This is a genomic window from Bacillus cereus (genome assembly GCF_002567495.1).
GTDB classification, from domain to species: Bacteria; Bacillota; Bacilli; order Bacillales; family Bacillaceae_G; genus Bacillus_A; species Bacillus_A cereus_AQ.
The window spans coordinates 47266-59625 of the sequence record NZ_NVAP01000027.1; the positions used below are offsets into that span (position 1 = coordinate 47266).

Below are 12360 nucleotides of genomic sequence, written 5' to 3' on the forward strand. Positions count from 1 at the left end.
CAGAAAATATTTTGTGAACACTCCTATTCCTATGCAGTAAAACAGGTAATATATTCCATCATTTATTGCTCAATTGTTGAGATTATATTGAGAATTTATTTTGTTTTTTCACAAATGACAAACTAAGACATGCACTTTTACGAAACAAATTTTATATACTATTAAAAATGCTACAAGGAGTGATTTTCATGAGCTTATCTTATTGGAAATACGCGATTCTTACTCACATCACTGCAAATTTTCGCACCTTTTTACTCAATATCACTGTCGCTATTTTAGGTGAAATTGCCCTCTTTCTTGTCCTTAGTTTTATCCCAAAAAGATTTCATAAATTTTTTGCATAAAAAAGCCTGAGTTCCTATCTATCATAGAACTCAGGCCACTTAATTTTATTCAATAAAAGGGACTTGTTACATAGCATTTATTGGTGTTTTTCTCCCCTCATCCCTCGATTGGTATCAGAAGGGATATATCAACACGTTTCGACACAACATATCGATTTACCAACAAACCCCAACATAATCTAAACACAAAATACTCTGCGTAACTTACGAATCACCGTACTTCCTTTTATTCAAACTTAATATAATAAGAAATACCACAGCTATTACAGCTAAAAAACGAACCGGATTAAACGGCGTTCCTATCGTTTCATTAAATCGATGATAAATGAAAGGAATCATCTCAAGTACCATTAATCCCATCGCAATTGTAAACGTCTCAGCCATCGCTTTATTTTTTATAAAGGCGGAGCGCTCATCACCTTGTTTTCCAATCGCTATAAACATTTTCACAATAGCAAATACTACAAATAAAAATACACTTAAAGCAATAATAAAAATAGCAACATCCATCAAATACACCTCTTGTATGTAAAACATATTTTACACAAAAAAAAAAAGACGACCGAAACCCGGTCGTCTTTTCCTATTTATCCCGCTATTGGCAGGCAATAAGATCTCTCACTGATTACAGTTCCACTTTATTTCGGAGCATTTCCTACATATTGCGTAATATCAACGTTTAACGCCTCTGCTAAACGCATGCCGTAATTGTGATCTGCACGGAAGAAGTTGCAAATAGCTAGTAATTTCGTTTGCTCATTTACGTCTTTCAAGTCATTTGTTAAGTTTGCAATTAAGTTATCTTGCTCTTCTTTAGAGAATGAACGGTAACGCTCACCTGCTTGTTTGAAATCATTTGGTTTCTCAATTTTTTCACGAGACACATAGCCTTCTACTTTCATAGTTGAATCGCGGTAAGCTTTGTCTTCAACTGGATTTTCTGTATGACGGCTCGGTTCGTAGTTGATTGTAGATGGGTTTTGATTCATTTGCATCGCACCATCACGTTGTTGGTTATGAACAGCTGCGTATGGGCAGTTTACAGGAATTTGTAAATAATTTGCACCAAGACGATAACGCTGTGTATCTGGATAAGAGAATAAACGACCTTGTAATAATTTATCTTCAGATGGTTCAATACCATTTACAGTTGCACTTGGAGAGAACGCTACTTGCTCCACTTCTGCAAAGAAGTTTTTCGGATTACGATTTAACGTCATCGTCCCTACTTCGATTAATGGGAAGCGATCTTCTGGCCATACTTTCGTTGGATCTAGCGGATCAAAGTCTAAAGAATCCATTTCATCCAGTTGCATAACTTGTACGTGTAAATCCCATTTCGGATGATTTCCTTTTTCGATCGCGTCGAACAAGTCACGAGTTGCATGATTGAAGTCTTTCCCTTGTACTTCTTGCACTTCTTTTGCGTTTAAATTACGCACACCTTGCTGTGGTTTCCAGTGGTATTTAATATAAACAATTTTACCTTCTGCATTAATCCATTTAAATGAATGGACGCCGAAACCTTCCATTTCACGATAGCTTGCTGGTGTACCGTAATCAGAAAATACCCATGTCATCATATGTGTAGATTCTGGAGTTAACGTCATGAAATCCCAATAACGATCTGGCGTTTGAATATTTGTATCCGGTGCTGGCTTTAAAGAATGAACCATATCAGGGAATTTAATTGCATCACGAATGAAGAAAACTGGTAAATGATTACCTACGATATCGTAGTTTCCTTCTTCTGTATAAAATTTAACAGCGAATCCGCGTGGGTCACGAGCTGTTTCTGGAGAACCTTGACCATGAATAACCGTTGAGAAACGAACAAATACAGGCGTTTCAGTTCCTTCATCTTGTAAAAATGCTGCTTTCGTATATAGCTTCATACTGTTCTTCGTTACGAATACACCGTGAGCACCTGCACCACGTGCATGCACAACGCGCTCTGGAATACGCTCACGATCAAAGTGCGCAAGTTTTTCTACTAAATGATAGTCTTCTAATAATACCGGTCCACGACGACCAGCTGTACGAGAATTTTGGTTGTCTCCAACTGGAGCACCTTGGTTTGTTGTTAAGCGATTATTTGGATTCATCTAGGGGGATCCTCCTCTTTCTCTCTTAGTAATTATTATTTATTTAAAATTATTATAATTTAATTATTATTCAAAACTAATTCTTTGTCAACCATTTCCTTCACCTTTTTGGAAACAATTTCAGCTAAACAGTCAATAAATGCGGATTGTGCATTCGGCATATTTGGTCTAAAATATTTGGCATTTAATTCATCAGTTACAACTTTACATTCATAATCGTTGTCATATAAAACTTCTAAGTGCTCTGCCACAAAACCAACTGGGCAATATATGAATGATTCATACCCATACTCTTCATATAAATCTTTCGTTAAATCTTGCACATCTGGACCAATCCACGGATCTGGAGTATTCCCAGCACTTTGCCAACCGATTGTATAGTGTTGAATATTTGCAGCTTCTGCAATTAAATCTGCCGTATGCTTTAGTTGCTCCACATACGGGTCTCCTGCTGCAATAATTTTTTCTGGTAAACTATGCGCCGAAAAAATTACGACTGCTTTCTCTTTATCCGGAATAGTTGTAAACGTTTCTTTTGTTTGATTTGCCCAATAAGAAATAAATTTCGGTTCATCGTACCATTGTTCAATCGGTTCAATAACAGGACCATTTATTTCTTTTGATAGGCGAATCGCGCGCTCATTATACGCTTTAATGCTAAATGTAGAATAATGCGGTGCTAATACAATGCTAATTGCCTGCTCAATCCCATCTCGCTTCATCTCTTCTACAGCATCTTCTATAAATGGTGCAATATGTTTTAAACCTAAGTAACAAGTAAATTCATACTCTGTAAATATGTTATTCATTGAATCTGTTAATTTATGCGCCTGCTCTTTCGTAATTTTTGCAAGCGGTGAAATTCCTCCAATCGCTTTATAGCGCCCGATTAAATCTTGGAGTGCTTCTTCGGTCGGCTTACGCCCGTGACGAATATGTGTATAATATGCCTCTACATCGTCTAATGATTCTGGTGTTCCATACGCCATTACGAGTAAACCTATTTTTTTCTTTGTCATCTATATAACACCTCAATTTTATAAATGAGAATCCTTTTCAGAACGTTTGTTTCCAATTATAACAAGTAATAATAAGTACGTCAAAATAATAATTCTAATTAAGTATTATTTATAAGGTGATTTTGAATTTCACATGACAATTTATTTAACAAAAAGCGACTTACATACTGTAAGCCGCTTTTTCCCTATTCCTTAATATTTACCCCATACTCTTTAAACCAAACATGAATTTGTGCTAAATGAGCTAAAAGTTGTGGCCCACTCATTAATTGACCAAACCACGGTGTTTGGAATGCACTGCCGCCTGATCCAATCAATCCGCTCAGCTGCTCTTTATCAAATAGTTCATGCAAAATTGAACCTTTATCCGTTAATAAATTTTGAAGCCATACCGTTACTGCTTTTGTATAGTGTGGATTGTGTGTTTTCGGATAAGGACTCTTCTTTCTATATAAGATGTCATGCGGAAGTACATCTTCTAATGCTTTGCGTAATAGACCTTTTTCGCGGTTTTTATACATTTTCATTTCCCAAGGAATATTCCACGCATATTCGACAAGGCGATGATCCGCGAATGGAACGCGTACTTCTAAACTTGCTCCCATACTCATACGGTCTTTTCTGTCTAATAACGTTGTCATAAACCATACCATATTTAAATAAAATAATTGGCGTCTCTTCGCTTCTAACGGACTTTCTCCCTCTAAAACAGGAACTTCTTGAATCGATTCTTCATAACGCCTTTGTACATATTGTTGTAAATTCAGTTTATTTCTCCATTCTTTTTTTAGAAGTTGTTCACGCGCCTCAGTAGAACGCATCCACGGAAATGCACTTGATTGTAGATCATCTTCTCTATAAAACCACGGATAACCACCGAAGATTTCATCTGCACATTCTCCAGATAAGCCGACGACAAAATCTTGTTTAATTTCGCGGCAAAACCATAATAATGACGAATCGATATCTGCCATACCAGGCAAATCACGAACGAGTACTGCTTCTGTTAAATACTCCGCTAGTTGCTCATTCGAAATGACACAGCGATGATGGGTTGTTTGAAATGTTTCCGTCATTAAATTAATAAATGGTGCATCTGAATTTGGCTGAAACGCATTCGCTTTAAAGTATTTGTCATTATCTTCATAATCAACAGAGTATGTGTGTAATTGCCCTTTTCCTGACCGTGCGTATTCTTTCGCAGCAATTGCTGTAATCGCGCTCGAATCTACACCTCCTGATAGAAAAGTACATAGTGGTACATCAGAAATGAGCTGCCTTGTAATCGCATCTTGTAATAAAAAGCGTGTTTTCTCTACTGTTTCTTCAAAAGAGTCTTCATGTTTTTTACTTTCCACATTCCAATATCTCCATATACATAAACCGTTCTTTGAAAATGTCATCGCATGACCTGGACGTAATTCTTTTATACCAGCATAAATACCATGACCAGGTGTTCTCGATGGTCCAAGACCGAATATTTCAGATAACCCTTCTAACGTTACTTCTGCCTTCACATCTGGATGAGCCAGTATCGCTTTTAACTCTGAACCAAATAGTAATCGCCCACTATCATATTTATAAAATAGCGGTTTTACACCTAGTCGATCTCGCGCAATAAATACTTGTTCTTTCTGTTCATCCCATACAGCAAACGCATATATACCGTTTAAATGATCGACACATTCTTCTTTCCATTCAATATAAGAAGCTAATAATACTTCCGTATCAGAATGACCTTTGAATGTATATCCTCTTCTTATTAATTCCTTTCGAATGTCTTCTGTATTATATAGTTCACCGTTATAGCAAATGGCATAATTCGTTTCATCTTTTAAACAAGTCATTGGCTGTTTACCACCCTCAGGGTCTACAACAATTAACCGCTTATGTCCAAATGCGACATTGCCTTTAATCCAAACCTTATTATCATCCGGACCACGTTTCGCTAATGTCTCAGCCATTTTCGTAACGACAGCCCTTTCTCCTTCTAATGAGCGTTTATAATCCACCCATCCTGTAATCCCGCACATACGAATCATCCTTCCATCTTATTTCTTTTCCTAAACGCGCAGTAATCCACACCCTAAGAGTGCGGATCAAAAAATTGAAAAACTTGACGATAACCTACCATCCACATATGGAATAGCATTTTCACTCAGTAAAACGTGTTTTATTGTATGCCCACCTATGTATAGATGTGTCTAGTTATAAAGAATGCACGAACTGTCTATAACAGAAATAACTACTTTTCATAAAGGAGAAATCGTGTATGATACAACGTAACCATATTTTATATAACCAGCCTCGCGCTCATACAGTCGGTAATGTAGAATATATAAACAATGAATGGGTATTCTTTGATGATGAAAATGATGAAGCATTTTTATTAGAAGATATTGCCGAAGATGGTTTTGAGATTTTATATAACAACAACTGGCTACCAGCTCGTTTCTATGAACAAGATGTTTTACAAATCGCCAACGAGCAACACCATTTGCAAAATGGTGAAATGATACGTATTCGAAAAAAATTACTTCTTAGCTATAATGAATGGCTCGAGGAATTACCAGACTCCGTCTTCACATTATTAACCGAATCATTGCAATCCCTTCACTACTCTTTATATGATTGCATGTATTGTCATAATTATTTATCTTTCTTACCGAAAGAAGAAGCATGCGAAGGAGTAAATATTCTTTTGTTCGATAACGAAGAAATGATTTGTACACTGCAGCATCATTTCGTTCGTCACGCTGCGTCAAATAAAAATATGTTTCGTTTTACGAAAGTAAACGGAGAAGAGTTGCATATCGATGCGACCTAAAATAAAAAACCACCTTACCTCCCAAACATTTGAGATTATAAGGTGGTTTTATTTTTTATTAGAATACTTGCCAGCCAATCGGTAATTTTAGCCCTAAGTATATTACCGCTACTAACGCAACAATAAATAAGCCCCAAACCGCCCCTGTTGGTTTGTTTTTGCTCATTTTTACAAGAACCATTTCCATTCCACCGATAACTAAAATACCAGCTAACATTTTTAAGCCATACCACATGTGCATGCTACCTGTTGCTGTCTTCACAATACTCATGTACAACATGAAGCCTGTCACAATAATGATAATGTACATTAGGCGAAGCCCCATATGTACACCTTTCCCTTTTCTTCCTGCTGAATAAAGAGAATACGCTACAAAAAATAAAATTAAACCTAACGCCCATGCTGTAATATGCATATGTACCATCGTATCCCTTACCTCCTCTTTTCACACTTTTTCACTCTATATGATAACATGTTCATTTATTTTCAGGAAATGTTTCGCTTTTTTATATTTAAATGCTATAATATTTAGAGTATTTACAAACTTCTTGTAATAACAAAAGGGGGAACAATCATGATTCAAACTAAGGATATTATCGAACTTACAGACACATACGGGGCAAATAACTATCATCCACTTCCAATCGTTATTTCTAAAGCAGAAGGTGTTTGGGTAGAAGATCCTGAAGGAAACCGCTATATGGACTTATTAAGTGCATATTCTGCAGTAAACCAAGGTCATCGTCACCCAAAAATTATTAATGCTCTAATTGACCAAGCTAATCGTGTTACGTTAACTTCTCGTGCTTTCCATAGCGATCAATTAGGTCCATGGTACGAAAAAGTTGCGAAACTAACTAATAAAGAAATGGTACTTCCAATGAATACAGGTGCAGAAGCTGTTGAAACTGCAATTAAAACAGTTCGCCGCTGGGCTTATGATGTGAAGAAAGTAGAAGCAAACCGTGCTGAAATCATCGTTTGTGAAGATAACTTCCACGGACGTACAATGGGTTCTGTTTCTATGTCTTCAAATGAAGAGTACAAGCGTGGATTCGGCCCAATGCTTCCTGGTATCATTGTAATTCCTTACGGTGATCTAGAAGCGTTAAAAGCTGCTATTACACCAAACACAGCAGCATTCATTTTAGAGCCAATCCAAGGTGAAGCAGGAATTAACATCCCACCAGCTGGTTACTTAAAAGAAGCTCTTGAAGTATGTAAAAAAGAAAACGTTTTATTCGTAGCAGATGAAATCCAAACAGGCTTAGGCCGTACTGGTAAAGTATTTGCTTGTGACTGGGATAATGTAACTCCTGACATGTACATACTTGGTAAAGCACTTGGCGGCGGTGTGTTCCCAATCTCTTGTGTTGCAGCAAACCGCGACATTTTAGGTGTATTCGAGCCAGGTTCTCACGGTTCTACATTCGGTGGTAACCCACTTGCATGTGCTGTTTCTATCGCAGCTCTTGAAGTGTTAGAAGAAGAAAAATTAACTGAACGTTCTCTTCAATTAGGAGAAAAATTAGTTGGGCAATTAAAAGAAATTGATAACCCAATGATCACTGAAGTTCGCGGTAAAGGTTTATTCATCGGTATCGAATTAAACGAGCCAGCTCGTCCTTACTGTGAACAACTAAAAGCAGCTGGTCTGTTATGTAAAGAAACACACGAAAATGTAATTCGTATCGCACCACCTCTAGTAATCTCTGAAGAAGATTTAGAGTGGGCATTCCAAAAAATTAAAGCTGTATTATCGTAATAATAGAGAGGTTGTCCTGCATGTTAGGACAACCTCTTTCTTTTTATATTAATTTACATTAGAATGAAATTGTAATTTTCTGTATTTCCATTCGTAAAAGGAGGTTTGATATGTTATTAAGATATGGCAAACATATTAACTATTTAGCTACATCTTTTATTTTAGTTACATTCTTTGGTTTCCTACTTTCCACAACATGGCTTACTCACTACTCAACTCCTACTACATTCACACTACTGAAAGCATCATTTTGGACTGCTGTTATTCTTACTATTATTGGTTTTGGACGAGAAAAAAGCGCACTTGCGGTTATGCTAATTGGCATTTGTACACTTGCATTAATTGGTCTTTACACTTTTTCCGTTATCGATTATCTCTATAACCCAAGGCCATAAAAAAAGCTATCTTTTAATAAGATAGCTCTTTTCTTTATTTCACTACATTTCGCAAAGTACCAATTCCTTCTACTGTAACGACAACTTCATCACCAGCATGTAAAAACTTCGGTGGTGTAAAACCTTTTCCGACACCAGCTGGCGTTCCTGTTGCGATAATATCGCCTGGTTCTAATGTCATTCCTTTACTTATCGTTGAAATAATTTCTTCTATTGAAAAAATCATTTTATTTGTGTTGGAAGTTTGCCTTACTTCTCCATTTACTACCGTTTCAATGTGTAATGCATTCGGCGTTTCAACCATTGATTTATGAATTAAATATGGTCCCATCGGACAAAATGTATCGAAGCTTTTCCCAAGGAAAAACTGTTTATGTTTTCTTTGAATGTCTCGAGCTGTTACATCATTTATAATCGTATAACCAAAAACATGCTCAAGCGCTTTTTCTTTTTTAATTTGTTTCCCTCGCTTACCAATAATGATAGCTAGTTCTCCTTCATAATCTAGTTCATCCGTTGCGTGAGGGTGACCATTAATTTGCTCATTTATGCCAATAACTGTTGTTGGCGCTTTCGTAAAGATCATTATATTTTCCGGAATAGACTCTACTCCACCCATTTCTACCGCATGCTCACGATAGTTTTTTCCAACGCACAAAATATTCTTTCTTGGTCTTGGAATCGGCGCTAATATTTTCACCTCTGTTAACGGGTAATACGCTGCTTCCCCGTTCTCACTTGCCCAATTTACAATTTCACATACTTTCTCAAAGCATATGGTCCCTCTTTCAATACACTCTAACATTGTAATAGGGATTGTAACCTTTTCCCCCTTTTGCCTTTGCGCTTCTCTTAAGTGCAATACCTTTTCTTCTTCTTCATCCACAATACCTACAAATACCTTTTCTTCTTTCTTCGCCGTTACAAAACGCAATATTTCCACTCTCCATCCTAATACTCATACCCTATAATTGTATTCGCATCCGCAAGAAAAAAACCTTCTCTTGCACGCTAATTTTTACAATATTCTTCTCGTACCTTATTCGTTACTTATTCATTATTTAGCATAAAATGTAGAAATTTTACTTTTTTTAGCGAAGGCATTCCTTTTTTATGAATTTTTTGTATAATATGTACTACATATATACTAAAAATTTCATTTAGAGATGGAGCCGATTTCAATGTTTGAGCAAGCTATTGAAAAAAAACGTGAAAAAATGATCTATTTTGCTGAACGCTACGGAATGACTTCTCAAAGAACAGTGGATTGTAGCCAAGAACTGGACAGGCTCTTAAATGTAATTTGTCATGTACATACGGATTTTCACCCTATTCAAACACTCGAAACACACACGCAATAATGCGTGTGTTTCTTTTATTTCAAAAAAACACACATTTTATCAGAAACGCCCATACAATAGTAGAAAAGAAAATTTTAAAAACGAAGGGTGTTTTGTATGCCAGCTATGGTCGGACATATTCGTATCGTCAATATTGGATCCAGTGGTATTTTTCATATTGGAGATGTATTTGCGATTAGGCCTATTAGTTACTCACGTGCTTTCGCCGGGGCCGGTTCTTTCAACGTTGGAGATAACGTTTCTGTCTACAATTATCAAAGTGCAACAACTGTCAACGATTCAGATGTAATCGATCAAGCGATAATTGGCTCAACTTAAAGGAGGCGATTGCATTGAATTTTTATGTAAACCAAAGTATCATCATCAACAGCATTAAAATTGATAGCATTACAACCTCTTCTGTATTCCAAATTGGTACTGCCGGAAGTATTAAAGCCCTATCTAAATTTTCAAATTCGGGCGGATTTACGGAGCCCCTTCGCCCATTACAGGCGAAAGGACAAATTATTTCTATCAAACCATCAACTAGTTCTTCTTAAGGCATTCTTGTCATAAATATATAGCAGGAATCTATTTACCCTCCCTATGGAAAAGGAGGTTTCACAAAATGAATCAAGATATATATACTTACTTACACCAACTTCAGCAAGCTCTCCAAATACAACAAACAACCATCCTTAATCTAGAAGATCAAGTGCGCCAATTACAAGAAGAGCTTAATGAATTAAAAAGTCGCCCCTCCTCTTCTATAGGAAAAGTGGAATACAAATTCGATCAATTAAAAGTAGAAAATTTAAATGGCACTTTAAATATCGGCTTAAATCCATTCTCAAAAAAAGGACAACAAATTGAGGATTTTCAAGTTGATACAGAAACATTAAAGGTCAATCCTGAAACTGATACGAATCCAGATTTCTATCAAGACATCCTCCAAGAAATGCATCGCTACTTGGATGAAGAAGCATATAATCGAATTCTCCATTTTGAACAAGAAGAGCGAACACCACTTGATGAAATGTATCGACAAATGATGGTGGATGACATAAAAAAACAGATGGAACATCGACTTCCTTATTATTTATCACAAGCTCAACCATATGAAGGAATTTCAACGGATCCAGATTATTTACGAGATATTATTATTCAGGCAATGAAACAAGATATCGACAAAGCCTTTCTCTCCTTTATTCAACACATACCGGGCAATTTCCGAAAGGAGTAAGTATGTATGAACCTTAACGTTGTAAATCGCGAGTTAAAAGTCGGACAGATTAAAATGAACGGTGTATCGTCGTCCGCACTCTTTTTAATTGGAGATGCAAACTTCCTCATTCTATCTTCTATTCTTGATACACCATTTGAATCTGTTACAGAAGGGCCATTTGTACCATTAGTAACAGATGTCCCTCCTACTCCAGGTTAATAAGGAGACTGAAAAACTATGTTACATCATGTGTCTATTGTCCAAAATGTTTCTATTATTTCTTTAGGGATTACCGCTGTATTTCAAGTTGGAGACGCAAACCAAATGGAATTAAAAAGTAGAGCTCTTGCCGTTCACAGGGAATTTCCTTGTTATATAAAAGGCGAAGGTCGCTTAGATGCATTTGAAGTTTTTACAGATGAACACATTACGATTCCAAAACGAACGACAGATGTAAAACTAAACATTATAAATGAATGCCCTTTTATTGAAGTGAATAACGTTGAGTTACGAACACTTTTAAATTCTGGCTGCTTTCAAATAGGGAACGTAGATTATGCATTTAATAACTCTCGTGTTATGCAAATCCGCCAATATATTACGGATGAACCTTCCGCACAGTAATTCATATAGTAATTAAAAAGCTTAGTAAAGTAGGTGGATGCTATGCCTTCTGTTGTTGGAAATCTCGTCGTTCAAAACAGTAATGGCTCTTTCAATTTAGGGGATTTTTATAACGTATCTCCAAAAGAAAATACGAAAGCTTATAACGGATCTGGGGCTTCCAATGTTGGATTTGTCGTGAATACATTTAACGGCGTCAGTGCAACAAATACATTTGATTCTGATGTGGCGGATCAAGATCAGATCGGAACAGCGTAAAAAAAGTAGGAGAATATCTCCTACTTTTTCTTTTATCTAATTCAAAATTATTAAAATGAAATTTCGCCATATAAAGTAAAACTGTAATCAGTAGGAGCTTTACTGCCCACAAATAGCGGTATAAACAAGTAATCAGTGAANNTTCACTGATTACTTGTTTATTTTACTTAAATGATAACCCACTCTCCTCCAAAGCCTTCCTAAGCTTCGGCAAAGACGCAGGTCCCATACCATGCAGTTTTAAAATTTCTTTTTCACTATATTTTGAGAGTTCTTCTACATTTTGAATTCCACGGTGCTCTAATGCCCTTCTTGCTGGCGCTGAAAGAAGAGAGAGAAAACCTTCTTTTGGTTTTCTCTCTTTCTCACAGATTGGGCAAGTTGGACAATCGCTACTTTTATAGTACTCGTGTCCCTGTTCACAAGTTCTTAACGTTTTTTCCGTTACCATTTTCAAG

At 36.4% G+C, this 12360-nt stretch carries 17 protein-coding genes; 10 read left to right on the forward strand and 7 right to left on the reverse strand.

The window, feature by feature from the left end; all coding sequences use genetic code 11:
• Positions 1-548: 548 nt before the first annotated feature.
• The 4 genes from COK05_RS12895 to asnB all read right to left on the reverse strand — a co-directional run bounded on the left by COK05_RS12895 (position 549) and on the right by asnB (position 5501).
• The gene (locus COK05_RS12895; RefSeq protein ID WP_098612881.1) at positions 549-854 is read right to left on the reverse strand and encodes a hypothetical protein; all 306 of its coding nucleotides are present in this window, start codon (positions 852-854) and stop codon (positions 549-551) included.
• 128 nt (positions 855-982) lie between these two features.
• A complete protein-coding gene (katB, locus tag COK05_RS12900) occupies positions 983-2449 on the reverse strand; it encodes a catalase KatB (protein WP_098612882.1) in 1467 nt (488 codons plus the stop codon).
• A gap of 59 nt (positions 2450-2508) precedes the next feature.
• Complete coding sequence (gene hemH / locus COK05_RS12905) at positions 2509-3468, reverse strand: ferrochelatase (protein WP_098612883.1); 960 nt, start codon at positions 3466-3468, stop codon at positions 2509-2511.
• Between the two features lie 185 nt (positions 3469-3653).
• The gene (asnB, locus tag COK05_RS12910) at positions 3654-5501 is read right to left on the reverse strand and encodes an asparagine synthase (glutamine-hydrolyzing) (protein WP_098612884.1); all 1848 of its coding nucleotides are present in this window, start codon (positions 5499-5501) and stop codon (positions 3654-3656) included.
• A 239-nt stretch (positions 5502-5740) separates the two neighbouring features.
• Between asnB and COK05_RS12915 the strand changes: the two genes are divergently transcribed.
• The gene (locus COK05_RS12915) at positions 5741-6295 is read left to right on the forward strand and encodes a DUF2777 domain-containing protein (protein WP_098612885.1); all 555 of its coding nucleotides are present in this window, start codon (positions 5741-5743) and stop codon (positions 6293-6295) included.
• A gap of 58 nt (positions 6296-6353) precedes the next feature.
• On the opposite strand, the gene COK05_RS12920 is transcribed toward COK05_RS12915, so the two are convergent.
• The gene (locus COK05_RS12920) at positions 6354-6719 is read right to left on the reverse strand and encodes a YisL family protein (protein WP_098612886.1); all 366 of its coding nucleotides are present in this window, start codon (positions 6717-6719) and stop codon (positions 6354-6356) included.
• Positions 6720-6869: 150 nt separating this feature from the next.
• Here COK05_RS12920 and rocD point away from each other — a divergent pair, with 150 nt between their 5' ends.
• Both rocD and COK05_RS12930 read left to right on the forward strand, forming a co-directional pair.
• A complete protein-coding gene (rocD, locus tag COK05_RS12925) occupies positions 6870-8060 on the forward strand; it encodes an ornithine aminotransferase (RefSeq protein WP_098612887.1) in 1191 nt (396 codons plus the stop codon).
• Positions 8061-8170: 110 nt separating this feature from the next.
• On the forward strand, positions 8171-8455 hold the full coding sequence (locus COK05_RS12930) for a hypothetical protein (RefSeq protein ID WP_098612888.1): 285 nt from the start codon (positions 8171-8173) through the stop codon (positions 8453-8455).
• 34 nt (positions 8456-8489) lie between these two features.
• Here COK05_RS12930 and COK05_RS12935 read toward each other — a convergent pair whose 3' ends face one another.
• The gene (locus COK05_RS12935; protein WP_176539436.1) at positions 8490-9389 is read right to left on the reverse strand and encodes a fumarylacetoacetate hydrolase family protein; all 900 of its coding nucleotides are present in this window, start codon (positions 9387-9389) and stop codon (positions 8490-8492) included.
• 247 nt (positions 9390-9636) lie between these two features.
• On the opposite strand from COK05_RS12935, the gene COK05_RS12940 reads away from it, so the two are divergent.
• The 7 genes from COK05_RS12940 (at position 9637) to gerPF (ending at position 11902) form a co-directional block, all read left to right on the forward strand.
• Positions 9637-9816 carry an aspartyl-phosphate phosphatase Spo0E family protein gene (locus COK05_RS12940; RefSeq protein WP_098612890.1) on the forward strand — a complete coding sequence of 60 codons (180 nt, stop codon included), beginning with the start codon at positions 9637-9639 and terminating at the stop codon, positions 9814-9816.
• A 96-nt stretch (positions 9817-9912) separates the two neighbouring features.
• Positions 9913-10134 (forward strand): spore germination protein GerPA, encoded by a 222-nt coding sequence (gene gerPA / locus COK05_RS12945; protein ID WP_001111187.1) that lies wholly within the window; start codon positions 9913-9915, stop codon positions 10132-10134.
• A 14-nt stretch (positions 10135-10148) separates the two neighbouring features.
• The gene (gerPB, locus tag COK05_RS12950) at positions 10149-10355 is read left to right on the forward strand and encodes a spore germination protein GerPB (RefSeq protein ID WP_001012506.1); all 207 of its coding nucleotides are present in this window, start codon (positions 10149-10151) and stop codon (positions 10353-10355) included.
• Positions 10356-10423: 68 nt separating this feature from the next.
• Entirely contained in the window at positions 10424-11038 is a 615-nt protein-coding gene (gene gerPC / locus COK05_RS12955; RefSeq protein ID WP_098612891.1) for a spore germination protein GerPC, read from the forward strand.
• Positions 11039-11044: 6 nt separating this feature from the next.
• A complete protein-coding gene (gene gerPD, locus COK05_RS12960; protein ID WP_098612892.1) occupies positions 11045-11239 on the forward strand; it encodes a spore germination protein GerPD in 195 nt (64 codons plus the stop codon).
• An 18-nt stretch (positions 11240-11257) separates the two neighbouring features.
• Positions 11258-11644, forward strand: coding sequence for a spore germination protein GerPE (locus tag COK05_RS12965; protein WP_098612893.1), 387 nt, complete (start codon positions 11258-11260; stop codon positions 11642-11644).
• A 42-nt stretch (positions 11645-11686) separates the two neighbouring features.
• Complete coding sequence (gene gerPF, locus COK05_RS12970; protein ID WP_001141566.1) at positions 11687-11902, forward strand: spore germination protein GerPF; 216 nt, start codon at positions 11687-11689, stop codon at positions 11900-11902.
• A gap of 163 nt (positions 11903-12065) precedes the next feature.
• Here the strand turns inward: gerPF and COK05_RS12975 are convergent, their stop codons facing one another.
• Positions 12066-12353, reverse strand: a complete 288-nt coding sequence (locus COK05_RS12975; protein WP_098612894.1) for an RNA polymerase alpha subunit C-terminal domain-containing protein — start codon at positions 12351-12353, stop codon at positions 12066-12068.
• Positions 12354-12360: the final 7 nt, after the last annotated feature.

Bases quoted from the DNA above. Each gene is read 5' to 3' on its own strand.
- COK05_RS12895 (WP_098612881.1), bottom strand. From the start codon at position 854: ATGGATGTTGCTATTTTTATTATTGCTTTAAGTGTATTTTTATTTGTA.
- katB (WP_098612882.1), bottom strand. From the start codon at position 2,449: ATGAATCCAAATAATCGCTTAACAACAAACCAAGGTGCTCCAGTTGGA.
- hemH (WP_098612883.1), bottom strand. From the start codon at position 3,468: ATGACAAAGAAAAAAATAGGTTTACTCGTAATGGCGTATGGAACACCA.
- asnB (WP_098612884.1), bottom strand. From the start codon at position 5,501: ATGTGCGGGATTACAGGATGGGTGGATTATAAACGCTCATTAGAAGGA.
- COK05_RS12915 (WP_098612885.1), top strand. From the start codon at position 5,741: ATGATACAACGTAACCATATTTTATATAACCAGCCTCGCGCTCATACA.
- COK05_RS12920 (WP_098612886.1), bottom strand. From the start codon at position 6,719: ATGGTACATATGCATATTACAGCATGGGCGTTAGGTTTAATTTTATTT.
- rocD (WP_098612887.1), top strand. From the start codon at position 6,870: ATGATTCAAACTAAGGATATTATCGAACTTACAGACACATACGGGGCA.
- COK05_RS12930 (WP_098612888.1), top strand. From the start codon at position 8,171: ATGTTATTAAGATATGGCAAACATATTAACTATTTAGCTACATCTTTT.
- COK05_RS12940 (WP_098612890.1), top strand. From the start codon at position 9,637: ATGTTTGAGCAAGCTATTGAAAAAAAACGTGAAAAAATGATCTATTTT.
- gerPA (WP_001111187.1), top strand. From the start codon at position 9,913: ATGCCAGCTATGGTCGGACATATTCGTATCGTCAATATTGGATCCAGT.
- gerPC (WP_098612891.1), top strand. From the start codon at position 10,424: ATGAATCAAGATATATATACTTACTTACACCAACTTCAGCAAGCTCTC.
- gerPD (WP_098612892.1), top strand. From the start codon at position 11,045: ATGAACCTTAACGTTGTAAATCGCGAGTTAAAAGTCGGACAGATTAAA.
- COK05_RS12965 (WP_098612893.1), top strand. From the start codon at position 11,258: ATGTTACATCATGTGTCTATTGTCCAAAATGTTTCTATTATTTCTTTA.
- gerPF (WP_001141566.1), top strand. From the start codon at position 11,687: ATGCCTTCTGTTGTTGGAAATCTCGTCGTTCAAAACAGTAATGGCTCT.
- COK05_RS12975 (WP_098612894.1), bottom strand. From the start codon at position 12,353: ATGGTAACGGAAAAAACGTTAAGAACTTGTGAACAGGGACACGAGTAC.